Annotated in this window: 13 protein-coding genes; 12 read left to right on the forward strand and 1 reads right to left on the reverse strand. The window is 70.0% G+C overall.

Translation table 11 applies throughout. The annotated features are described in order from the left end of the window. The first annotated feature begins 37 nt into the window (after positions 1 to 37). The 11 genes from KGQ19_RS08260 to KGQ19_RS08310 all read left to right on the forward strand — a co-directional run bounded on the left by KGQ19_RS08260 (position 38) and on the right by KGQ19_RS08310 (position 14,028). On the forward strand, positions 38 to 400 hold the full coding sequence (locus tag KGQ19_RS08260; protein WP_212008500.1) for a hypothetical protein: 363 nt from the start codon (positions 38 to 40) through the stop codon (positions 398 to 400). Between the two features lie 151 nt (positions 401 to 551). After that, positions 552 to 2,090, forward strand: coding sequence for an ArnT family glycosyltransferase (locus tag KGQ19_RS08265; RefSeq protein ID WP_212008501.1), 1,539 nt, complete (start codon positions 552 to 554; stop codon positions 2,088 to 2,090). Between the two features lie 67 nt (positions 2,091 to 2,157). Further along, a complete protein-coding gene (locus KGQ19_RS08270; protein ID WP_212008502.1) occupies positions 2,158 to 3,681 on the forward strand; it encodes a glycosyltransferase family 4 protein in 1,524 nt (507 codons plus the stop codon). A 117-nt stretch (positions 3,682 to 3,798) separates the two neighbouring features. Further along, positions 3,799 to 4,767: an ABC transporter permease gene (locus KGQ19_RS08275; protein WP_212008503.1), complete on the forward strand. Its 969-nt coding sequence runs from the start codon at positions 3,799 to 3,801 to the stop codon at positions 4,765 to 4,767. Beyond that, the gene (locus tag KGQ19_RS08280) at positions 4,745 to 5,728 is read left to right on the forward strand and encodes an ABC transporter ATP-binding protein (RefSeq protein ID WP_212008504.1); all 984 of its coding nucleotides are present in this window, start codon (positions 4,745 to 4,747) and stop codon (positions 5,726 to 5,728) included. The genes KGQ19_RS08275 and KGQ19_RS08280 overlap by 23 nt, the downstream gene beginning before the upstream one ends. Positions 5,729 to 5,735: 7 nt before the next feature. After that, entirely contained in the window at positions 5,736 to 6,842 is a 1,107-nt protein-coding gene (locus KGQ19_RS08285; RefSeq protein ID WP_212008505.1) for a glycosyltransferase, read from the forward strand. A 108-nt stretch (positions 6,843 to 6,950) separates the two neighbouring features. Further along, positions 6,951 to 7,538 carry an acyltransferase gene (locus KGQ19_RS08290; protein ID WP_307856367.1) on the forward strand — a complete coding sequence of 196 codons (588 nt, stop codon included), beginning with the start codon at positions 6,951 to 6,953 and terminating at the stop codon, positions 7,536 to 7,538. Continuing rightward, positions 7,535 to 8,638 (forward strand): DegT/DnrJ/EryC1/StrS family aminotransferase, encoded by a 1,104-nt coding sequence (locus KGQ19_RS08295; protein ID WP_212008507.1) that lies wholly within the window; start codon positions 7,535 to 7,537, stop codon positions 8,636 to 8,638. The genes KGQ19_RS08290 and KGQ19_RS08295 overlap by 4 nt, the downstream gene beginning before the upstream one ends. Beyond that, entirely contained in the window at positions 8,635 to 9,657 is a 1,023-nt protein-coding gene (locus KGQ19_RS08300; protein ID WP_212008508.1) for a Gfo/Idh/MocA family protein, read from the forward strand. The genes KGQ19_RS08295 and KGQ19_RS08300 overlap by 4 nt, the downstream gene beginning before the upstream one ends. A 214-nt stretch (positions 9,658 to 9,871) precedes the next feature. Further along, the gene (locus tag KGQ19_RS08305) at positions 9,872 to 10,792 is read left to right on the forward strand and encodes a glycosyltransferase family 2 protein (RefSeq protein ID WP_212008509.1); all 921 of its coding nucleotides are present in this window, start codon (positions 9,872 to 9,874) and stop codon (positions 10,790 to 10,792) included. 38 nt (positions 10,793 to 10,830) lie between these two features. Beyond that, complete coding sequence (locus KGQ19_RS08310; RefSeq protein ID WP_212008510.1) at positions 10,831 to 14,028, forward strand: glycosyltransferase family protein; 3,198 nt, start codon at positions 10,831 to 10,833, stop codon at positions 14,026 to 14,028. 61 nt (positions 14,029 to 14,089) lie between these two features. On the opposite strand, the gene KGQ19_RS08315 is transcribed toward KGQ19_RS08310, so the two are convergent. After that, entirely contained in the window at positions 14,090 to 15,184 is a 1,095-nt protein-coding gene (locus KGQ19_RS08315) for a glycosyltransferase (RefSeq protein ID WP_230418347.1), read from the reverse strand. On the opposite strand from KGQ19_RS08315, the gene KGQ19_RS08320 reads away from it, so the two are divergent. Continuing rightward, positions 15,183 to 16,562 (forward strand): lysylphosphatidylglycerol synthase domain-containing protein, encoded by a 1,380-nt coding sequence (locus KGQ19_RS08320; RefSeq protein WP_212008511.1) that lies wholly within the window; start codon positions 15,183 to 15,185, stop codon positions 16,560 to 16,562. The two genes, KGQ19_RS08315 and KGQ19_RS08320, sit on opposite strands and share 2 nt — an antisense overlap. Positions 16,563 to 16,568: the final 6 nt, after the last annotated feature.

Raw genomic sequence — 16,568 nt, forward strand, 5'->3', positions numbered from 1 at the left:
GCCACGTGCTGGCCCTCCTAGAGAAGATAGGACAATCATGGATCTGATCATGGTGGCAGTGCAGCGGGCCGGCTTCGCCGGTGACCGTGGCCTGGCGGCAGCGACCCTCCGTTACGCTCTGCAGGCGGTCTCTGGCGACTCTCCCCGCGCCCTGGAGCACGCTCACGTCGTCGTCGACGAAGCCGGCGTCTTCCCGGCCCGCCTCGTGGCCGGCCTCTACCTCGCCTCCGACCCGGATGTCCCCTATTCGATCCGTGACACCGCCACAGCGCTGGTGCGTCGTGCCCTGACCACCTCGCCCCTGCTGGAGGACTGGAGTGTCGATTGGGTCGAAGGACCCTATGGATACGAGTTGCTGGGCGGCCTCGACACGCTCGAGGACAGCCCGCTCCGGAACTGACTGCGGCGCCCGACCCGCAACCGCGCGTCGCAGTCGGCTATAGAGGTGTGTCCTGCCGGAGGTCCCCGGTAGCCACACCTCTATAGCGTTTTCATGTAGATGCCGGGCTAGTAGTGCGTTTCCGACCATATCGGTCGGTCGTTGACCCGACATGCGAAAGGCGTTGCGCAGGATCGACCCGTTGGCGGCGGCGGTGGCCGTGCTCGCCCTGGCGCTGCGAGCCCCGTTGGTGGTCGCGGCGTTGCCGGGAGTCGGGAACTCGGACGAGCCGCTGAACATCTCCGTCGGCGTGCGGATGGCGACGGACGGGACGCTGGACGCGCACACCTATCGCTACCCGGGGCTGCTCTATGAGGTGATCGCCGGGATGACCGCCGCGTTCCGCGGAGTCGGGATCCGCGTCCCGGCGCACGGCGCGATGCGCATCGAGAACCTGGGTGTGGCGCACACCGACTCCCGCGCGTTCGTGGTGGCGATCCGGTGCGTGGGGGTTCTGGCCGCGGTCGCCACCTGTCTATTGGTGTGGGCCGCAGTCCGGGAAGTACACAAGGCGGCGGGACTGCCGGAGCGATGGGGACGGGTCGCGGCGGCCGTCGCAGCGGCGACTCTAGCGGTCTCCCCTTTAGCGACCGCCAATAGTGCTTACGCAACGCCGGACGTATTCGGGGGACTGGCCGTAGCGCTCAGCTTGTATGGCGCTACTAGGGTTCTCCGCGATGCGCGCTATGGGGATCTCCTGTGTGGTCTCGGAGTAGGGATCGCATTAGGGGTCAAGTACTTGGTCGCCGCAGCGCTTCCGGTTCTCGTCGCCTATGCGGTGAGTTCCAGAGATCGCAAGGGGATCATCAGACTCGCTAAGGTCGCCGCCCTCGCCGCGGCGGTGTTCGTGCTGACCACACCAGGGATCGTCACGCATCCCATCGCTGTTATCAGCGGCCTGCGGGCGGAAGCCGTCCATTATCAAGACGGCCACGTCGGCGCACAGGGCGGCGCGCCCGGCTACTACCTGAACGCGCTCCTCCGCGACCAGCCATTGCTATTGGGCGCGGCCGCAGTGGCGGCCGTCGCGCTGTTCCGTACCGACGGCCTCATTCGCAGAACATTGATTGTGGTCTTCGCTTATGTGATTCCACAGTTCCTCCTCCTGGCCGTGATGACGGTGCGCTTCGACCGCAATCTCGTGCCGTTGACGCCGGCGCTCGCGGTCCTCGCCGGGGTGGCCGTCCCCGCGCTGTTGCCCGACACGGGCCGCCGCCACACGTCACGCCGCGCGCTCGCGGCCCTCACCGTCGTAGCCGCGTTCGTCCCGGTCGTCTCGGCCGCCGGCCTCTATCCGCGCCTGGACGAGCACTCCCGGGTCCAGGCCGCCGCGTGGGTCGCGAAGCACGTCCCCGGGCACGAGCCGGTCGCGGTGGAGAGCTACGGCCCCTGGCTCGACCCCGACCGCTACCGCCTCGTCTCGTTCACCTTCGCCGCCGACAAGCCGGCCGTCCAGGCCCGGGCGCTGATCCTCACCGAGCACGCCGCGGGCCGCTTCCTCGCCGATCCCGCGCACCACGCCCGCGAGGCCGCCGTCTACCGCGCGATCATGGGTCGTTACAGACTTGCAGCGAGATTCACAGCCGGGTCGTGGATCGAGGTCTTCGTGCCGCGGGAGCCGCCGGCGGGGAGCCGCGCGGCGGGCCGCTGACCTGCTCACCCGTCCGCCGTGGCGGCGGCTTTCCCGCCCCGGGCCGCGGCCCCACTAGCATTCCCATGTGACAAACGACCGCCGTCTCAGTGCTCGGCGCCCACGCGTGGCGATGCTCGTCGCCAACGACGTCCGTCTGGACTCGCGGGTGCAGAAAGCCGCCTACAGCGCCGCGGAGGCCGGATACGACGTCCTCCTGCTCGGCTACGAGCCGAACCGCAAGGGGCGACCATCGGATCCGGCCTACATCGGCGCGGCGCAGGTCGTGCGTACCGGACTGCACAACAAGTGGCAGATCGCGCAGTGGCCGCTGAAGGACGGCGGGGCCCCCGGGCTGCGGCTGATGCCGTTCCGGGCGCTGTCGTTCGCGTCCTCGCTGGACTACAAGGCGCGGCGGCGGATCGTGCAGCGGATCAAGGAGCCCGGGACCGGCGACGGCAGCGTGAAGCACCGCGCCAAGGAGGCGCTGTGGAAGGTCTACTTCCGGGACGGTGACTGGCGGCGCACGGCCCGGCACCTGCTGTGGCTGGAGTCCAGCTGGTCGGCGCTGATCGAGGAGTTCGAGCCGGACCTCATCCACGCTCACGACATGCACACGCCCGGCATCGCGGTGCGGGTGGCCGACCGGCTGGCCCACAAGGGCAAGCGGCCGAAGGTGCTCTACGACGCGCACGAGTTCGTGGCCGGGGTCTCCATGCCGGAACAGCGGCGGCTGGCCTACGTCGGGCTGGAGGGCGAGTACGTCCGCAAGGCCGACGCGGTGATCACGGTCTCGCCGCTGCTCGCGCAGTGGCTCCAGGAGCGCTACCACCTGACCGAGACGCCCGGCGTCGTGGCCAACGCGCCGATGCTGCACCTGCCCGGCGAGGAGCACGAGCCCGGCGGTCCGGACGCCGGTACCGACTCGGAGGCCGATGCCGACCGGGGCGCCCACGCCGACCAGTCCGAGGCGCCGAGCCTGCGCAAGGCCTGCGGTCTGGCCGACGACGTCCCGCTGCTGGTCTACTCCGGCGCGGTCTCGCCGATGCGCGGCATCGCGACCATGGTCGCCGGCCTGCCGGAGCTGCCGGACGTGCACATGGCCGTGGTCCGCGGCGCCGACACCGAGTTCACCCGGGCGCTGGAGAAGCAGGCCGAGGAACTGGGAGTGGCCGACCGGCTGCACATGGTCGGTTACGTAGCGCCGCACCTGGTCCCGCAGTACCTGGCCTCCGCGGACATCGGCGTGATTCCGATCCTGCACACCCCGAACCACGAGGTGGCGCTGATCACGAAGTACTACGAGTACATGCACGCCAAGCTGCCGATCGTGGTCTCCGACGTCCAGGCGATGGCCGACTTCACCCGGGAGCTGGGCAACGGCGAGGTCTTCACCGCCGAGGACGCCCACGAGTACGCTCAGGCGGTCGCCAAGGTGCTCGCCGACCGGGCGGCCTACGCGTCCCGCTACACTGACGACCTGCTGGCGGCCAACTCCTGGGAAGGTCAGGCCGAGGTGCTGGGCGGGGTGTACGCGCGGCTGCTCGGGCAGGAGCCGGAACCGCGGACGGGGGTCCGAGCGTTCGGCGAGACGAGTGAACCGACCGCTTAGGGTGTAACCACGGGGACATTCGGCAGCCCGCGAAACGTTGCCCGATAGTGTGACCGATCTACAGCACGACCCTGACCCCCCATTCAGGCGCAACCTAGCAAGTAGTGGAGTGTGAGCGTGGCGACCGCCACCAGTGAGACGGCCTCCGTGGAGGAGGCCCGGCTGAAGACCCCCGAACCCCCGCGCCCGGCCGAGCAGGTTCACGTCTTCGAGCCCTACCGGTACGCGCTGCCCAAGTTGGGGCCGTACTTCCGGGACGTGTGGTCGCGGCGCCAGTTCGCCACCCACATGGCGTCCTCGACCCTGAAGGGCCAGCATTTCGACAGCTTCTTCGGGCAGTTCTGGCTGGTGCTGAACCCGATGCTGCTGGCGCTGGTGTACTTCTTGCTGACCAGTGTGCTGGGCGGGCAGAGTGGCGCCGGCACGAGCGCGATGAACCACTTCGTCGGACTTTTGACCGGTTTGTTCGCCTTCTTCTACACGCGGAACGTCATCCAGTTCGCTGCCAGCTCGATCACCGGCGGCGGCAAGATGATCATTAACATGTCGTTCCCGAAGGTGCTGCTGCCGCTGTCGACGACATTCACGGCGATGCTGATGTACTTCCCGACGCTGCTGGTCTACGCGGTGTTCTACGTAAGCGTGCACCACAGCGTGACGTGGAACATCTTCTGGATCATCCCGATCTTCCTGATCCAGACGGTCTTCAGCTTCGGTCTCGGGCTGTTGTTCGCGGCGGTGACGCTGTACTTCCGCGACATGTCGACGCTGCTGCCCTATGTGCTGCGCATCTGGATGTACATCACCCCGGTGCTGTTCTCCTTGAGCTATGTGAAGTCCGAGGTCGCGGGCAACAAGCTGCCGCACGCGATCCTGGCTGTCTACAACTGGGACCCGTTCTCGCCGATCATCAACTCCTGGAACACGGTGCTGGTCGGCAACGGCCCGCGGCCGTTCTGGCCACACGCGTCCTACGCTCCACAGTTGTCGGAGATACTGGTCGGCGCTGTATGCGCGGTCCTCGCCCTGGTCATCGGCGCCTGGTACTTCATGTCGAGGGAGCGTGAGTTCGCTGTCCGCCTCTGAAACCGTCGAGACTGTCGAGACCGCGGAGTCCGTCCAGACCCCGGCGCCGGCCACGGCCGCGATCGCCGAGAAGCCGCTGGATCCCCGGCCGGCCATCAAGGTCGAGGACCTGCACCTGTACTACCGCACCAAGGCCGAGGCCAACCCGACGCTGAAGGCCGCGCTGATCCGCAAGGTGAAGCGGCAGAAGGTCGAGCAGAAGGTCATCAAGGCGGTGCAGGGCGTCTCCTTCGAGGTGCCGCACGGGACCGTGCTGGGCGTCATCGGCCACAACGGGGCCGGGAAGTCCACGCTGCTGCGCGCGCTGTCCGGGATCCTGCCCCCCACGCAGGGTCGGGTCGAGGTGCGCGGCCGGGTCTCCACGCTGCTGGCGCTGGGCGTCGGCTTCAACCAGAACCTCACCGGCCGGGAGAACATCGTCCTGGGCGGTCTGGCGCAGGGTTGGTCGAAGGACCAGATCCGGGAGAAGGAGAACTCGATCATCGACTTCGCCGACCTCGACACGCTCTCGGAGGGCGCGATCGACCGGCCGATGAAGACGTACTCCTCGGGCATGTACGCGCGGGTGGCCTTCGCGGTCGGCGTGCACATGGACCCGGACATCCTGCTCGTGGACGAGGCCCTGTCCGCCGGTGACGCGCGGTTCAAGGAGCGGGCCACCGAGAAGATGCTCGAGCTGTGTGAGAACGCCCGCACCATCGTGCTGGTCTCGCACGGTCTGGAGACCGTGCGGCACATGTCCAACCACTGCATCTGGATGGACCACGGCAACCTGGTGCAGAGCGGCGACCCGGACGAGGTCATCGACAACTACATCGAGAAGCAGCACAAGGACCGCGAAGAGGCCGACCGCAAGAAGGCCGCCGCCGAGGCCAAGGAGGCCCAGGAGGACGAGGCGCTCGCGGCCAAGGCCGAGAAGACCAAGGAAGCGCTGCAGAAGGCCATCGGAGAGGACGTCTGAGCAAGGCATGTCCCCTGACCGCAGCAGTATTGACGTGTCGATCATCACCGGCGGGCACGACGTCGCGGACGCGCGGCTGCACCGGCTCGCCGCCGCTTTGCGCCGCGCAGGTCTGGGCGTCGAGGTGGTCGGTCTCGGGGTGCCCGAGGCCGGCCCGGCCGACTGCGCGGTGCGCACCCTGGGGTCCCGCTCGGCGAAGAAGCGGCTCAAGGCGGACCTGACGCTGCCCTTCAAGGCCCGCGGCAAGGTCCTGCTGACCGTGGACCCGGACATGGTGCCGGGGGCGACGCTGGCCCGCTGGTTCAAGGGCAAGCGGCTCATCGCCGACGTCCACGAGGACTACCTGAAGCTGCTCAAGGACCGCGCCTGGGCCCGTGCCCCGTGGAAGAAGAGCGCGGCCACGTTCGCGGTGCGGTTCTGCACGTTCTGGACCAAGCGGGCGAACATCACCGTGGTGGCCGACGACCACGTGCCGCCGATGAAGGGCCGCAAGCGCCTGGTGGTGAAGAACCTCCCGGACTTCTCCTTCCTGCCGGCCCCCGGCGAGCCGGACCGCGTCGCCCCGCGGGCCATCTACATCGGCGACGTGCGGCGCTCGCGCGGGCTGCAGGCGATGCTGGCGGCCGTGGAGGGCACCTACACCTGGGAGCTCGACGTGGTCGGCCCGGTGCAGCCCGGCGACCAGGCCTGGCTGGACCAGTGGCACGCCACCTCGAGCGAACAGGTCAGGAACCGGATCAGGTTCCACGGGCGTCTGGATCCTCAGAAGGCCTGGGCGCTGGCCGACGGGGCGTGGGCCGGACTCGTGCTCCTGGACGACACCCCGGCCTTCCGCGAGGCGGTGCCGAGCAAGCTGTACGAGTACCTGGCCGTCGGGCTGGCCGTGGTGGCGACGCCGCTGCCGCGGATGGCCGAACTGGTCCAGGCCTCCGGTGCGGGCGAGGTGGTGGCGGACCCCGCCGCCGCGTCGGCTACGCTGCGGCGGTGGTCGGAGGACTACGGCGAGCTCGAGCGGGCGCGCCGCAACGCCCGCAAGTGGGCGGCGGAGCACCTGACCGGTGCCTCGCCGTACGACAAGCTGGCGGAGGAGATCCGCGGGCTGGTCAAGCACTGAGGGCGGGCGAGGAGGGTCCACGCCGCCAGCGGGCCGCGATCCGGCGCCGCGCGAACGATCCCGGAGAGACCGAGAGTGACTGAACAGAAGCAGGGTAGCCGGGAAGGCGTGCGAATCCTGCCCAGCGCGGACGTCGACGACCGTGCCGAGATCGGCGCCGGGACCAGCGTCTGGCACCTGGCCCAGGTGCGGGAGGGCGCGCGGATCGGGCGCGACGTGGTCATCGGCCGCGGCGCCTACATCGGTCCGGACGTCCCGGTCGGCGACAACTGCAAGATCCAGAACCACGCGCTGGTCTACGAGCCCGCGGTGCTGGAGGCCGGCGTGTTCATCGGCCCGGCGGTGGTCCTGACCAACGACCACTTCCCGCGCGCGGTCAACGCCGACGGCACCCCCAAGTCCGCGCACGACTGGACCCCGGTCGGCGTCACGCTGCGCCAGGGTGCCTCGGTCGGCGCCCGCTCGGTGTGCGTCGCTCCGGTGACCGTCGGCCGCTGGGCCCTGATCGCCGCGGGCTCCGTGGTGACCAAGGACGTCCCGGACTTCGCGCTGGTCGCCGGTGTCCCCGCCAAGCGCATCCGCTGGGTCGGCAAGGCCGGCGAGCCGTTGGAGGACCGCGGCGCGGGCCTGTTCGTCTGTCCCAAGGACGGATCCGAGTACCAAGAGATCGACGGTGTTCTGAAGGAGAAGGCATGACCCAGCCATTCATTCCCCCGGCCCGTCCGGTGACCGGCGAGGATGAGATCGAGGCCGTGGTGCGCGTCATGCGGACCGGTCAGGTCGCCGCCGGCCCGGAGGTCGAGGCGTTCGAGAACGAGTTCTCGCAGTTGGTCGACGGGCTGCACTGTGTGGCCGTGAACTCCGGGACTTCCGCGCTGCACCTGTCGGTGCTGGCGTTGGGCGTCAAGCCGGGCGACGAGGTGATCATGCCCTCGTTCTCCTTCGCCGCGACCGCGAACTCGGTGGCGATCGTCGGCGCGGTGCCGGTGTTCGTGGACATCGAGCGGGGTTCGTTCAACGTCGACCCGGCCGCGATCGAGGCCGCGATCACCCCGAAGACCGTGGCGATCATGCCGGTGCACCTGTACGGGCACCCGGCCGCGATGGGTCCGATCATGGAGATCGCGCGCAAGCACGGTCTGAAGGTCATCGAGGACTCCGCGCAGGCTGTCGGGGCCACGCTGGACGGCAAGGCGATCAGCACCTTCGGCGACGCCGCGTGCATCAGCTTGTACCCGACCAAGAACATCCACTCCATCGAGGGCGGCATCGTGGTCACCCCGGACGCTGAGGTCTCGCGCCAGGTCCGCCTGCTGCGCAACCAGGGCATGGAGGAGCGGTACAAGAACGAGGTCATCGGTCTGAACAACCGGATCTCCAGCGTGCATGCCGCGGTGGGCCGGGTGCAGCTGGCGAAGCTGGCCGGGTGGACCAAGCAGCGCCAGGAGAATGCGCGGTACTTCGACACGCACCTGCAGGGTGTCGGCGTTCCGCCGGTGGCTGCCGGGGCGGAGCACGTGTATCACCAGTACACGATCCGGGTCACCGATGAGGTCGAGGGCGGCCGTGACGGTCTGGCTGTGCGTCTGAAGGAGCGCGGTATCGGGACCGGCATGTACTACCCGATCCCGATCCACCGGCTGCCGTCCTTCCAGCGTCCCGATGTCGTCTCGCGCGTCGTCGGTGATCTGGTCGAGACGGAGAAGGCGGCGGCTGAGGCGTTGTCGCTGCCGGTGATGCCGACTCTGTCCCAGGACGGCTTGGAGCGGATCGTGGCCGGGGTGAACGCGCTGTGAGCGGGGCGGACGGCAAGAAGCTGCGCGCCGGGCTGATCGGTCTGGGCATGATGGGCCGGCACCATGCGCGGGTGCTGGGTTCGATGGAGGGTGTGGAGCTGGTCGCGGTCGCCGACCCCGGTGGCGACGCGCACGGCGCGGCCGGCGGGCGCGCGGTGCTGCCCGATGTCCAGTCGCTGATCGCCGCGGGGATCGACTTCGCGGTGGTGGCGGTGCCGACGGTGTTCCACACCGAGACCGGTCTGGCGCTGGCCGAGGCTGGCGTTCACACGCTGATCGAGAAGCCTTTAGCGCCTGACGCGGAGTCCGCGACCCAGCTGGCCGAGACCTTCGAGCGGGCCGGGCTGGTCGGCGCGGTCGGGCATATCGAGCGTTTCAACCCCTCGCTGCAGAATCTGCGTAAGCGGTTGGAGCACGGTGAGCTCGGCGAGGTGTTCCAGGTTGTCACCCGGCGTCAGGGTCCCTTCCCGAACCGGATCGCCGATGTCGGTGTGGTGAAGGACCTGGCCACGCACGACATCGATTCCACGGCCTGGGTGACCCGCCAGCCCTACACCTCGGTCTCGGCGCACACCGCCTACCGGTCGGGTCGCGAGCATGAGGACCTGATCGCGATGACCGGCCGGCTGGCCGACGGCACCGTGGTCAACCATCTGGTGAACTGGCTGTCGCCGATGAAGGAGCGGGTCACCATCGTGACCGGTGAGAAGGGCTGCTTCGTCGCCGACACCCTGACCGCCGATCTGACCTTCTACGCGAACGCATCGGCGCCGACGATTCCCAGCTGGGAGGCGATGCAAGCCTTCCGCGGAGTATCGGAGGGCGACATGGTGCGCTTCGCCATCCCCAAGCCGGAACCCCTGCGCACCGAACTCGAGGCGTTCCGGGACGCGGTGCTGGACGTCGACGGCGGCCGGGACCGTGTGGTGAGCATGCGGCAGGGTCTGCAGGTCGTGCGGGTCGCCGAGGCGGCGCTGGATTCGGCCGCCAAGGGCATCACCGTCGAGCTCGAAGCGTGATCGCCGATCAGCGTTCCGTGACCTTCTCGGCGATGGCCGGAACAGGCCGCTGACCAGCTGAGGACGTCGGGTTATCAGGGCCCCCGAAACCGGGTATCCGGGTTTCGGGGGCCCTTTGACGGGCTCTTTACCGGGGTTTGACGACCTTCACGAAACTCTAAGGGTCCTCACGGAGACTGATCTCCCCGTTGGGGACGAGTCCGCACCATGCCTGATGAAAGGGGCTGGATCCTTGGAGCACGAGCCGCCTCCTCCCCATGTCAGTGTGGTTCTGCCTTGTTACAACGAGGAAGCCCACGTTCTGCTGGAGATCCAACGGATCTGCGCCGCTTTGGACGCCACTGACTATCCCTACGAGGTGCTGGCCGTCGACGACGCGTCCACGGACGGGACCTTGGAGGTGTTGCGCAAGGCCGAGATCGAGTACCCGAGCGTGAAGGTGGTCGCGTTCTCGCGTAACGGCGGGGCGGGGACTGTGCGCCGGATCGGGTCGACGATGGCCCGGGGTGACATCGTGGTGTGGACCGACGCCGACATGTCGTATCCGAACGAGCGGATCCCCGAACTGGTGGAGATGCTTGATTTCGACGCCGACATAGACCAGGTCGTGGGTGCCCGCAAGGCGGAGATGGGTTCGCACCGGCTGCTGCGGATACCGGCGAAGTGGGTCATCCGCAAGATCGCGGAGAAGCTGGTCAACCAGAAGATCCCGGACTTGAACTCGGGTTTGCGCGCTATGCGGCGTGAGGTCGCGAAGCCGTATCTGCGGTTGCTGCCGCCCGGTTTCTCGTGCGTCACCACGATCACGTTGGCGTTCATGTCCAACCAGAAGAACGTGGTCTACGTCCCGATCGACTACGCGAAGCGGGCCGGGAAGTCCAAGTTCAAGTTCGTGAAGGACGCCTACCGCTATATCCTGCAGGTCCTTCGGATGGTCATGTACTTCAATCCGCTGAAGGTCCTGATGCCGCCGGCGTTGTGGTTGGTCGGGATCGGCGCGGTGAAGGCGGTGTTCGACCTGGTGGTGCACCCGTTCCGGTTCGCCCAGAACACCGCGCTGCTCATTCTCAGCGGCCTGATCATCGCCTCCATGGCGCTGCTCGCCGACCTCATCGTGCGGTCGCGGCCGGAGTGAGCCGGCGACGTCTTCGGGGGACACATCTGGTCACCGCGGTGGCCGTGCTGGCCGCGTTGTATCTGGCGGTCGGGGGCATCGCCTCGCAGTTGGCGGGGCGCAGCGTGCTCGCCGACACCGACTACATGGTGCGCTACGGGGCGTACGCCAACGCGGGCTTCGCCGACTCGCAGAGCAAGAACCTGATGCAGTCGGACGTCTACAGCGCGGAGATCCCGGCCGAGGACCTGTTCGCCAAGGGGGTCAAGTCCGGGAAGGCCGCGGCTTGGGACCCCTACATCGTCGGCGGGACGCCGCTGGGTACCAACCCCAACAACGCGCTGGCATCTCCGGTGACCGCGCCTTATTACGTGCTGCCGTCTTGGTTGGCGCCGGCTTATGAGCGGCTGGCCGAGGTGCTGGTGGGCTTGGTCGGGCTGTATCTGTTCCTGCGCCGACTGAAGCTTTCGCCGCCGGCCGCGTTGGTCGGCGGGATGGCGTACGTCTCCGGCGCCTACATGGTGGCCTGGCAGGGCTGGCCGCAGACCCGGGTCGGGGCCTTTGTGCCGCTGGTGTTCTGGGCGGTCGAGCGGTGCCTGCAACAGCGGCGGTTCCGTGACGTCGCGGTGTTGGCCGTGGCGGTCGCGTGCCTCATGCTCGGCGGATTCCCGGCGGTGGAGGGCTATGCGCTGCTGACCGCCGGTGTCTACGCGCTGGTGCGGACCCGCAAGATCGGGCGGTTGATCGGGCTCGGGGTGGGTGTCGCGGCCGGGGCCGGGCTGGCGATGTTCCAGTTGCTGCCGTTCGCGAAGTTCTATTCGTCGTGGCTGATCGAGGGGCGTGGGCAGAGCGGATCGGACCACCTGGATCCGGTGACGTTCCTGACGTCGTTCGCCCCGTGGGCGTTCGGCGGCGTGGCCTCCAACGGCCAGGAGTTGTGGTACCTGGACCGGAACGCGGTCGAGGCGCTGGGCTATGTCGGCGCGGCCGTGCTGGTGCTGGTCGTGGTCGCGGTGATGGCGGTCCGGCGGGGCCGGATCCTGTTGCCGCGCGGGGTGTGGGTGTTCTTCGTCGCCTCCGCCGCGGTGTGGATGCTGTTGGTGTACCACGGTGGGTGGGCGCTGGCGGCCACGCAGCATGTTCCGGTACTGAGAGCGTTGTTCGGGGCCAACTTCATCGGGCGGGCGCGGTGTGTGACCGGGCTGTTGCTGGCCTGTCTGGCGGCGGTCGGTTTCGAGGTGGTGCTGCGGAAGCGGTCGGAGTTCGTGGCGGCGCCGGCCTCGGCCGCGGCCGTGGCTTCCTCACGTGGGCGGTTCGGGCAGTGGGTCGCCGTTCGGCTTCGGATCGCTCCGGTCGCGCGCTGGGCCGAGTCGGCCTCGGCGCGGTGGCCCCGGGCGTGGGCGCTGGCGGGCCGGTCGGCCGCGCCGGCGTGGGCGGCCCTGGTGGTGCTGGCGGTCGGGCTGGAGGCCTGGGCCCTGGTGGGGCAGGGGCGCAAGCTCGCGGTCACCGAGGGCGCCAACGGGTACAACGGTTCTGACGCCGCGTCGGCCACGCGGGTCGCCGTCGCCACCTACAACCGGGAGATCCACAGCGGCCTGTTGCTGATCGGCGCCGCGGCGCTGCTGGTCGGCCTGCTGTGGCTGGTGTCCCGGTTCGGCGGCTCGGTGCGGCGGCTGGGCCTGGTGCGGGTGCTCGCGGCGTGCGGGGTGGTGGCGATGGTCGCCGCCGAGGGCACGTCCTTCATAGGCCGGTTCACCCCCAGCGCCGATAAGTCGACTTTCTATCCGGTGACGGACACCCAGGAGTTCCTGGCCGCGAACCTCGGCCACTCCCGCTACGCGAGCACCTCCGAGGGCTCGGTGCTCGGCACCGACTCGGTGTACGGGCTGCGGGCGCTGAACGGGCACGCGTTCCTGAACTCCGCGTTCGCGACGCTGGTGAAGGGGATGCCGGGGGATCCGGTGCCGGCCCCGACCCGGTTGGCGTTCAGCCCGGACGAGGCGCAGGCCACCAGCCCGATCCTGGACCGGCTGGGGGTGGCGTACTTCACCGCCGCGCCCAGCGAGCCGGTGTTCGGGACGGTGCATCCGGCGGCTGGCGACGGTTCCTCGGTGGATCTGCAGCCGAACGTGCCGATCACGGTGACCCTGCCGGTCGGGGACGATGTGCGGGCCCTGGGACTGGTCCCCACCTCGGCCGCCGACGTGTTCTCCTACGCGCCGATCACGAGCAACGACTGGATCGAGGTCACGGTCTCGGACGGGGCCGGTACGACGACGTCGAAGCGGCTGACCGAGGGCATCCAGACCGGCGTGGAGTTCGACGTGCCGCTGGCGCTGGACTCCCCGGCGCAGCACGGCCCGCGCACGGCGACGATAACGCTGCACACGAACAAGACGACGCCGCTGGCGGTCGCCGCCGTCGCCGGGGCACCGGCGCTGGCCACCGTCACCGACCCCGGCGACGGCCTGAAACTGGTCTACGCCGGCTCCTCGGTGATCTACCAGCGCCTGAACGCGATGCCGCGGATCCGCTGGGCCGACTCCTCGGTGGTGGTCTCGAACGCCGCGTCCCGGGTCAACCTGCTGGCCTCCGGGCAGCTGGACGCCTCCACGGTGGTGCTGAACAGCGGCACGGCCCTGCCGGCGCCGACGCTGCTGGCGTCAGGGACCTCATCCGGCACGCCGGCTCCGGGCTCCGCGGCGGCGGACTTGGCAGCGGCGTCCGCCACCGTGGCCGGTTCCGCCTCCGGAACCGTCGACGGCGCGGTCACGGTGACCTCCGACGGCATGGACTCGGTCGGCGCGCTGGTGGACAACCCGACCGCCGGCTACCTCGTGGTGGCGGACTCCGACCAGGTCGGCTGGTCCGCGACGGTGGACGGCAAACCGGCCCGCCTGGTCCCCGCCGACCAGGGCCTGGTAGCGGTGTCGGTGCCGGCCGGCAGCCACACCGTCAAGCTGCGCTACAAGTCCCCGGACCACGGCATCGGCGGCTACGCCAGCGCCGCGACCGCTTTCGCCCTGGCCGGCGGCGTCGGGGCGGAGACTTGGTGCTCCCGCCGAGGCCGCTCGACGCCCTGGGAGCTGGCGTGGATGCGCGCCCGGGCCCGCCGCGTCGCGGTGGTACAGCCGGGCGGTGCGGGCGCGGTGGATGCCGCGCTGCCGGCGACGGATGTGGGCGGCGGACCGCCGGGTGCGGGGCCGGGAGACGGCGACGCGCCCGGGCCGGACGTGCCGGAGGACGCGAGTGCGTGAGGCGTCGATTCGCGATTCGGGCTCGCGGTTCGGCTACGCCGGCTTACATCCGGTCGCCGACTCAGCGCCCGAACCCAAGCTCCGTCAGCTTCGCGAGCAGCGGCTCCACCACATGCGCGGGCGTGAACTTCTCGCGGGCGGCGGTGCTCGACGCGTGCTTGAGCTTCGCCAGTTCGTCGGGGTTCTCCGCCAGCGCGGCGAGGGCGGCGGCGAGCGCTGCCGGGTCGCCGGGGGCGACGTAGCGGGCGGCGTCGCCGAAGGCCCGGCGCTGCGGCGGAGTGTCCGAGGTGACGATCGCGCAGCCGGCCGCCGCGCCCTGGTAGACCTTGTTCGGGACCACGCGCAGGGCCTTCGGGCCGGTGCCGAAGATGCCGAGGCACACGTCGTGCGCGGCGACCAGGGCGGGCAGGTCCGCGGAGGCGATCCAGTCGTGCCAGGTCACCGTCTCGGCGCTGCCCGCGTAGTCGAGGGCCTGCTGTTTGTCCTGGCCGCTGCCGATCATGGTGAACCGGATCGGCCGGTCGGTGAGGCGGGCGATGGCGCTGCCGATCGTGGCGGCGCCCTGGAGCGGGGTGAACAGGCCGTAGAAGACCACGCGCAGGGGGCTCTCGGCCGGCGCCGGTTCGGGCGCGAACCACTCGTCCGGAGCACCGACCGGCACCACCACCGCATGCTCCCGGTGTTTGGCGGGCAGGGTCTCCCGGTGTTCCTCGGTGTCGACCACGACCACGCGGGCGGAGCTGAGCGCGGCCGCATCGACAGCCCGCAGCAGGGGCTGCCGCACCCCGTGGCCGACCTGCCGGTCCCGCCCGGTGTCGGCGGCACCGATGAGATGGTCCAGCACCACGCGCCGGCGGCCGAACAGCACCCTGGCCAGCAGCACGTCGAAGTGCCCGAGGTACCCGACCACCACGACGTCGGGCCGCGGTCCGCGCACCGAACGCCACGCCAGCCGCGCCCAGCACCGCGCCAGCCGCGTCCCCAGGGCGGGCACGCGCCACGGTTGTGCCAGCATCTTGACCCGCGCGGCGGTGTCGAACCCCAAGGGCGCGTTACACTCGCGCACCTCATGACCCGCACGACGCAGCCCCTCGGCGATGACTCCCACCCGGGGGTGCGCCGCCACATCGTAAGTACCGAAGATCAGGACGCGCATGGTCAGCCACAGTAGCGGTTCCGCCTATGGCCGCAGGGCCGGTGACGGCGAGTCAGCCGGCGCCGAAAGCCTGGCCGACGCGACCGGTGCGCCCGCGGCCGACCCGGGCGGCGCCGAAGGCGCCTCGGCTCAGAGACAGGCGCCTCCAGCGACGCCTTCCGCCGACGGTGCTCCGGCCAACGCGGAGCGCTCGGCCGGTGTCATGACCAGTACTCCGGCCAAGGCGGAACCCCCGGCTGGTGTCGCGATCAGCGCTTCGGCCAAGGCCACTGCCGCCGCCGGCTCCAACGCGGCCGGCTCCAACGCGGCCGGTTCCAACGCGGCCGGTTCCAACGCCGCCGGCGGCTCCAACGTCGTCGCCGGAGCCGACACCGACACCGTCACCGTCACGGAAGCCGATCTCGAAGCCGACCTCGAAGCACCCCTGCGCCCCGCCCCCAACCGCCGCTCCCAGCTGTTCCGCCTGGCCTTCCTGCTGCTCACCCTCGCCGCCGGCGCCTACGCCGTGGCCCACCAGTGGACCCGCGTCCGCACCGGCTTCGCCGACCTGGGCCCCGTGCCCCTGCTCGTCGCGCTCCTGCCGGCCCTGGCGTCGGTCGGCGCGATGATGCTGGCCTGGCGCGGTCTGCTCGGCGCCCTCGGTTCGCCGCTGCGCCTGCGCCCCGCCTCGCGTATCTTCTTCACCAGCCAGCTCGGCAAGTACCTGCCCGGCTCGGTCTGGCCGGTGGTCGCCCAGATGCAGCTCGGCCGCGCCTACCGCATCCCGCGGGCCCGCAGCGCTGCCGCCGCTGCCTTGGCGATGCTCGTCTCGCTGGCGTCCGCGCTGGTGCTGGCCGCTGTGGCGCTCCCGCTCGGCGGCGGGGCGAAGGCCGCGGGCTACTGGTGGGCCTTCATCGTGGTACCGGTGCTGTTGGCCGGGTTGCATCCCAGGATCGCGAACCCCGCGTTGCGGATGCTCTTCCGCCTCACCCGGCGCCCCGCGATCGAGCCGCTGACCGGGCGCACCATCGCCGAGACCGCCGGACGCAGCGTGGTCGGCTGGCTCCTCGCCGGTGCGCACATCTGGATCCTGGCGATGGCGCTCGGCGCGTCACCGTGGCGCGCGCTGCTCTTGGGCATCGGCGGCTACGCCTTCGCCTGGAGCGTCGGCTTTCTCATCGTCTTCGCCCCGGCCGGTGCCGGCGTTCGCGAGCTGATCCTGGTCGCCGCGCTGCAACCGGTGCTCGACCCGGCCAAGGCGACGGTCGTCGCGCTCGCCTCGCGGCTGGTGACCATCGTCGCCGACCTCGTCGCCGCCGCGGTCACCGCCCGCGAGGGCAGCCGGGGGAAGAAAGCCGATGAAGCCTCGTCCGAGGCGCCCGCCGAAGCCGCCGTGTAGCGGCAC

The organism is Catenulispora pinistramenti, assembly GCF_018274385.1.
Classification (GTDB): domain Bacteria; phylum Actinomycetota; class Actinomycetes; order Streptomycetales; family Catenulisporaceae; genus Catenulispora; species Catenulispora pinistramenti.

Excerpts from the sequence above, each read along its gene's own strand:
- KGQ19_RS08260 (WP_212008500.1), top strand. The coding sequence starts at position 38 with ATGGATCTGATCATGGTGGCAGTGCAGCGGGCCGGCTTCGCCGGTGAC.
- KGQ19_RS08285 (WP_212008505.1), top strand. The coding sequence starts at position 5,736 with ATGTCCCCTGACCGCAGCAGTATTGACGTGTCGATCATCACCGGCGGG.
- KGQ19_RS08305 (WP_212008509.1), top strand. The coding sequence starts at position 9,872 with ATGAAAGGGGCTGGATCCTTGGAGCACGAGCCGCCTCCTCCCCATGTC.
- KGQ19_RS08265 (WP_212008501.1), top strand. The coding sequence starts at position 552 with ATGCGAAAGGCGTTGCGCAGGATCGACCCGTTGGCGGCGGCGGTGGCC.
- KGQ19_RS08295 (WP_212008507.1), top strand. The coding sequence starts at position 7,535 with ATGACCCAGCCATTCATTCCCCCGGCCCGTCCGGTGACCGGCGAGGAT.
- KGQ19_RS08315 (WP_230418347.1), bottom strand. The coding sequence starts at position 15,184 with ATGCGCGTCCTGATCTTCGGTACTTACGATGTGGCGGCGCACCCCCGG.
- KGQ19_RS08320 (WP_212008511.1), top strand. The coding sequence starts at position 15,183 with ATGGTCAGCCACAGTAGCGGTTCCGCCTATGGCCGCAGGGCCGGTGAC.